Origin of the sequence: Eudoraea sp., assembly GCF_049665975.1 — a bacterium.
Classification (GTDB): domain Bacteria; phylum Bacteroidota; class Bacteroidia; order Flavobacteriales; family Flavobacteriaceae; genus Eudoraea.
On the sequence record NZ_JBATGR010000287.1, the window covers coordinates 1 to 4,981 of the forward strand.

A 4,981-nucleotide genomic window follows, 5' to 3' on the forward strand; every position below is an offset into this window, starting at 1 on the left:
TACCATATATCTTTTTTGTATTGTTGTTATATCTGGCTCCATAAGCAGCCAGAGCACCCCAGCGACCAGATGAGAAACCAATTGGAATACTGGGTTTATTATCATCAAATGCCTGTCTGATATCACCATTTAAACGCTGAAACCTGTTAACCTCGCCCCAGGGAATATTCCAATTCCCAAAATCGCTTTCTAATTGTGATACTACTTCTTTAAAAATTGACAATCGCTCTTCCAATGGTGATTCCGAACCGAAATAAGACATTAATTCCATATCGCTCATCGGGGCCGGCCGTATTCCTCTTTTACCATACAAGGTCCCATAGAAATGCGCCAGGGTCATTGCTACAGATTCTTCAGAAGTTCTATAATCCCAGTTCCGCAATATGTTAATCGCTCCTTCAAGTTCAGGAAGCTCTGCCTTAGCTTCGTCATAAGCAGATACCAAACCGGGAATTAATTTTGCAAACGCGGGTAAATATGAATCATAAGCCAGAGAAATAAGGCCATCCATAGTATACCCGCTTTTATTCCTTAGCAATTCAATAGCATGAATACCACGGAAATTTTCCTGATCTATGGACATGTACTTAGGATAATTTTCTCGTTTTGGACTATTTTCCAGGGCGGCCGTAAAAGGAGTAGAATTACAATTTTGAATCCATCCGTTTTTGGGATTTAACACAAAGATATTTTCATCAATAGCATGCAATCCCTTCCAGTCAGTTTTCGGATTACTTCCATCGACAGGTAGGCTAAAATCAAAAATGGTATCACGAACCGGGACAAAATTTCCATGAAAATATGCAATATTGCCATCGGCATCGGCATATACAGTATTATTAGAGGAGTTAGTGCGGATATCCATCATATTAAGAAAACCTTTATAATCCTTTTGTTTTGTTCTGATATAGGATTGTTCCAATGCTTTTATTGGTTCCCACATCATTGCCGAAGCTACTGGCAACTCATTTTCTTTATGGGTAATAGGTCCATGGTGTGTCCTATATATAGGGAATGTTTTTTCTTTCATTACGCCATTATCCGAATATTTTAAGATGACTTCTTTTTTAATAACAGGGCGCAATTCTTCTCCATACACATAAAAAAGACCTTCCTCTTTCTCTTCAATTACCTCAACATATTCATCCATTACATCTGTATAGGTTGATGTATGCATCCATCCCGTTTTCTCATTGAATCCCTGGTAAACAAAAAACTGTCCCCAGGTTACCGCACCGTAAGCATTAAGGCCTTCCTCACTTATGACATGTACTTCTCCCCTGAAATAAAAAGAAGTATGTGGGTTTATGAGTAACATAGCATTACCACTTTGTGTTAAAGTTCCGGAGATGGCAATGCCATTAGATCCCTGAGGTTCTAACTCTTCTTCGCGTTTTTTAATTTCTGCTTCCTCTGTTTTACTAAATGCCACTCCATCTTCATAAAAAGCGCGTATTTTATTTGTATTAATTCGTTCAATATCACCACCTATTGAGCCTTCACTAAAATACATTGGCATCCAGGGTTCAAATCTGGTTAATAGCTTAGGTTTCACCTCCGGATGGGTATGTAAATAGTAATTAATCCCATCGGCAAATGCCTCACAGAGTTTTTTTAACCAATCAGGGCTTCTATTATAATTCGCTATTGCTTCTTCTTTGCTCATGAACATATTTGCCCGGAGATCACTGTATAGTGACTCTTTTCCTTCAATTTCCGCCAATCTGCCAATAGCCCAAATATAATTCTGTTCTACCCTGTTAAAGTCGTCCTCACATTGCGCATAAAGTAAGCCAAATACAGCATCTGCATCAGTTTTACCATAAATATGGGGGATTCCAAAATCATCTCTTATAATCGTAATGTTCTCGGCCTGCTCCCCCCATTTATCTATTTCGGAATGGCCCTGTGAAGTATTGCAGGACGCTATTAGCCACAACAAAAGGGAAAGGGACAGAAATTTGATATACTTAATTTGAGGGTTTTTCATAGTTGCTTCCATTATTTTTAAAAAGAAAATAAAACCATTTTTAGGTCTTTTTCAAAAACTGGGTTTTGAGAACAATCTGACTTTTACCTATTCTACATTCCACTTCCTGAGGATTGCTTGTTAGCCTTATATTCTTTATAATATTACCTCGCTTTAATGTTTTGGACATCCCCTTTATCTTCAAATCTTTGATAACATGAACATTGTCTCCATCTTCAAGAATATTTCCGTTGCTGTCTTTTGATTCCATAACTTGATTTAAGTATTTGTGAAATTAAAAGTATTAAAATTTATATGCTAATTCTTCCTTAAAATTTGACGAGGTCTTATGGATTTGACTATCGGGCGGCAATTTTACCGTAAATTGCAGCCTCTCTTAATAAAATAGACCTAAATCTCCAATGTCCGACAAAAGAGTAAGTATCCTAAAAGCATTCAAAACCATCATTTGGCCCAGAAGGAATCTGGTTTTTATAGGTTTGGCATTAATAATAGTTAGCAAGGCCGCAAGTTTTGTTGCGCCACTGTCACTTAAATATTTAATGGATGACATAATCCCCAATAAAGACCTGGAATTCCTAAAGCTTCTCTTAGGAGTTGTCATATTTGCGATTTTAATTCAGGCAGTAACTTCTTTTCTGTTAACAAAAATACTTAGCGTTCAGGCTCAGTATATGATCTCTGAATTACGAGCCCAGGTACAGAAGAAAATATTGTCTTTGCCAATTCGTTTTTTTGACAACACAAAATCAGGTGAATTAGTCTCGAGAATAATGACTGATGTAGAAGGTGTCCGTAATCTTATTGGCACGGGATTGGTACAGTTGGTAGGAGGAACCATTACCGCCGTAGTCTCTTTAATTCTTCTGTTAGATATAAGCACAAGCATGACCCTTTTTGCCTTAATTCCCCTTGCTATTTTTGCAATTATTGCTTTAAAAGCCTTTAAAATAATTAGACCAATTTTCCGTAATAGGGGGAAAATTAATGCGGAAGTTACAGGCAGGCTTACAGAAACATTGGGAGGAATACGCGTTATCAAAGGCTTTAACGCTGAAGCCCAGGAACAAGGTGTTTTTGAAGAAGGCGTACTCCGGTTGTTTGAAAATGTAAAAAGAAGTCTTACCGCAACTGCTTTTATGACCAGTTCCTCTACTTTTCTCTTGGGGCTTGCCACAACAGGTATAATGGGCATGGGAGGATATAAAATTATGATTGATGAACTCACAGTGGGCGAATTTTTAACGTTTACTTTCCTCTTGGGGTTGATGATTGCCCCAATAGTACAAATGAGTAATATTGGTAGTCAACTTACTGAAGCACTGGCCGGTCTCGATCGAACAGAGGAATTAATGAATATGCAGCCCGAATCTAACAAAGAGGTACGTACTCTGGCATTGAACGGAATTAAGGGAGATATGATATTTGACTCCGTTTCATTCGCATATGAAGAAGAAAAAGAAGTATTACATGATATTAGCTTTTCAGTAAACGCAGGTACTGTTGTAGCGCTTGTAGGAAGTTCAGGGTCTGGTAAGAGTACCATTGCCGGGCTGGCCGCAAGTTTCTTAACCCAGCAGAGTGGCACAATAACAGTAGATGGTCAGGATCTATCAAAAGTAGACCTTAACAGCTTTAGAAAACACTTGGGCGTGGTGCTGCAGGACGATTTTTTATTTGAAGGAACCATACGGGAGAATATTTTATTTCCCAGACCCGACGCTTCGGAAGAACAATTGCTGGAAGCCGTTAAAGCTGCCTATGTTGACGAATTTACAGATCGATTTGAAGATGGTTTGGACACATTAATTGGCGAGCGGGGTATAAAGCTTTCAGGCGGTCAAAGACAGCGAATAGCTATTGCCAGAGCCGTTTTAGCCGATCCTCGTATTCTGATTTTAGACGAAGCTACCTCAAATCTCGATACAGAAAGCGAAGCTTTAATTCAAAAAAGTTTATCGCATCTTACTGAAGGAAGAACGACTTTTGTAATTGCCCATCGATTGAGTACCATTAGAAAAGCTGATCAGATTCTAGTAATTGAGAATGGCAGAATTGTTGAACAAGGTACACATGAATCACTAATTGAGAAAAAAGGGAGATACTACAACTTATTTACCTATCAGGCAAGGATTTAAGTTATACAGACTCATCTTGATACAATTGTCTTGTCAGTAATATGCTAAGAGATGTATATTCTAAGGAATGTTGATCACTTTTTCTATCTGTGGAGCATGTTTTTTAATTGTCATTTCCACCCCACTCTTCAGCGTCATTTGGTTAACACTGCACCCTACACAATTTCCTTCCAGCTTTACTGTAACCAATTTATCATTGTCTATAGATACTAAAGAAATATCTCCCCCATCACTTTGTAAAAAAGGACGAATTTCATCCAACGCTTTTTCAACAGTACTTTTGAGTTCCTCAGTTGTCATGATTATTTCTTTTTAACAGCAGCACAACCAGCCATTGTCGTTATTTTAATTGCTTCAGTAGGAGGTAAACTTTTGTTTCGTGAAACAACTTCCTGAACCACATTTTTTGTAAGTTCCTCAAATGCCTTTTCTACCGGAGTGGCTGTTTGAAGAGCAGCAGGCCTTCCAATATCTCCAGCCTCACGAATACTCTGAACTAAAGGAATCTCTCCCAAAAATGGAACTTTCAGATCAGTGGCAAGATTTTTTGCCCCCGCTTTTCCAAAGATATAATATTTGTTGTCTGGCAGCTCCTCAGGGGTAAAGTAAGCCATATTTTCAACAATTCCTAAAACAGGTACATTGATGGCATCCTGTTTAAACATTGCTACGCCTTTACGTGCATCTGCCAGTGCTACTTCCTGGGGTGTACTCACAACAACAGCGCCAGTAATTGGCATAGATTGCATAATACTTAAATGTATATCTCCTGTACCCGGTGGTAAATCTACCAGCATAAAATCCAATTCTTCCCAATGTGCATCAAAAATCATTTGATTTAAAGCTTTTGAAG

5 protein-coding genes are annotated in these 4,981 nt (G+C 38.3%); 1 reads left to right on the forward strand and 4 read right to left on the reverse strand.

Annotated elements, in window-relative coordinates:
• Together WBN20_RS10100 and WBN20_RS10105 are read right to left on the reverse strand one after the other, a co-directional pair.
• Nucleotides 1-1,990: penicillin acylase family protein (locus WBN20_RS10100; RefSeq protein WP_424281593.1), on the reverse strand; the 1,990-nt coding region annotated here is incomplete at its 3' end.
• Nucleotides 1,991-2,030: 40 nt separating this feature from the next.
• Entirely contained in the window at nt 2,031-2,240 is a 210-nt protein-coding gene (locus WBN20_RS10105; RefSeq protein WP_424273949.1) for an alkylphosphonate utilization protein, read from the reverse strand.
• 151 nt (nt 2,241-2,391) lie between these two features.
• Between WBN20_RS10105 and WBN20_RS10110 the strand changes: the two genes are divergently transcribed.
• Nucleotides 2,392-4,128 carry an ABC transporter ATP-binding protein gene (locus WBN20_RS10110; RefSeq protein WP_424281594.1) on the forward strand — a complete coding sequence of 579 codons (1,737 nt, stop codon included), beginning with the start codon at nt 2,392-2,394 and terminating at the stop codon, nt 4,126-4,128.
• A gap of 60 nt (nt 4,129-4,188) precedes the next feature.
• Here the strand turns inward: WBN20_RS10110 and WBN20_RS10115 are convergent, their stop codons facing one another.
• Nucleotides 4,189-4,428 carry a NifU family protein gene (locus WBN20_RS10115; protein ID WP_424273029.1) on the reverse strand — a complete coding sequence of 80 codons (240 nt, stop codon included), beginning with the start codon at nt 4,426-4,428 and terminating at the stop codon, nt 4,189-4,191.
• Between the two features lie 2 nt (nt 4,429-4,430).
• A partial coding sequence (locus WBN20_RS10120) for a P-loop NTPase (protein ID WP_424281595.1) occupies nt 4,431-4,981 on the reverse strand: 551 nt, incomplete at its 5' end.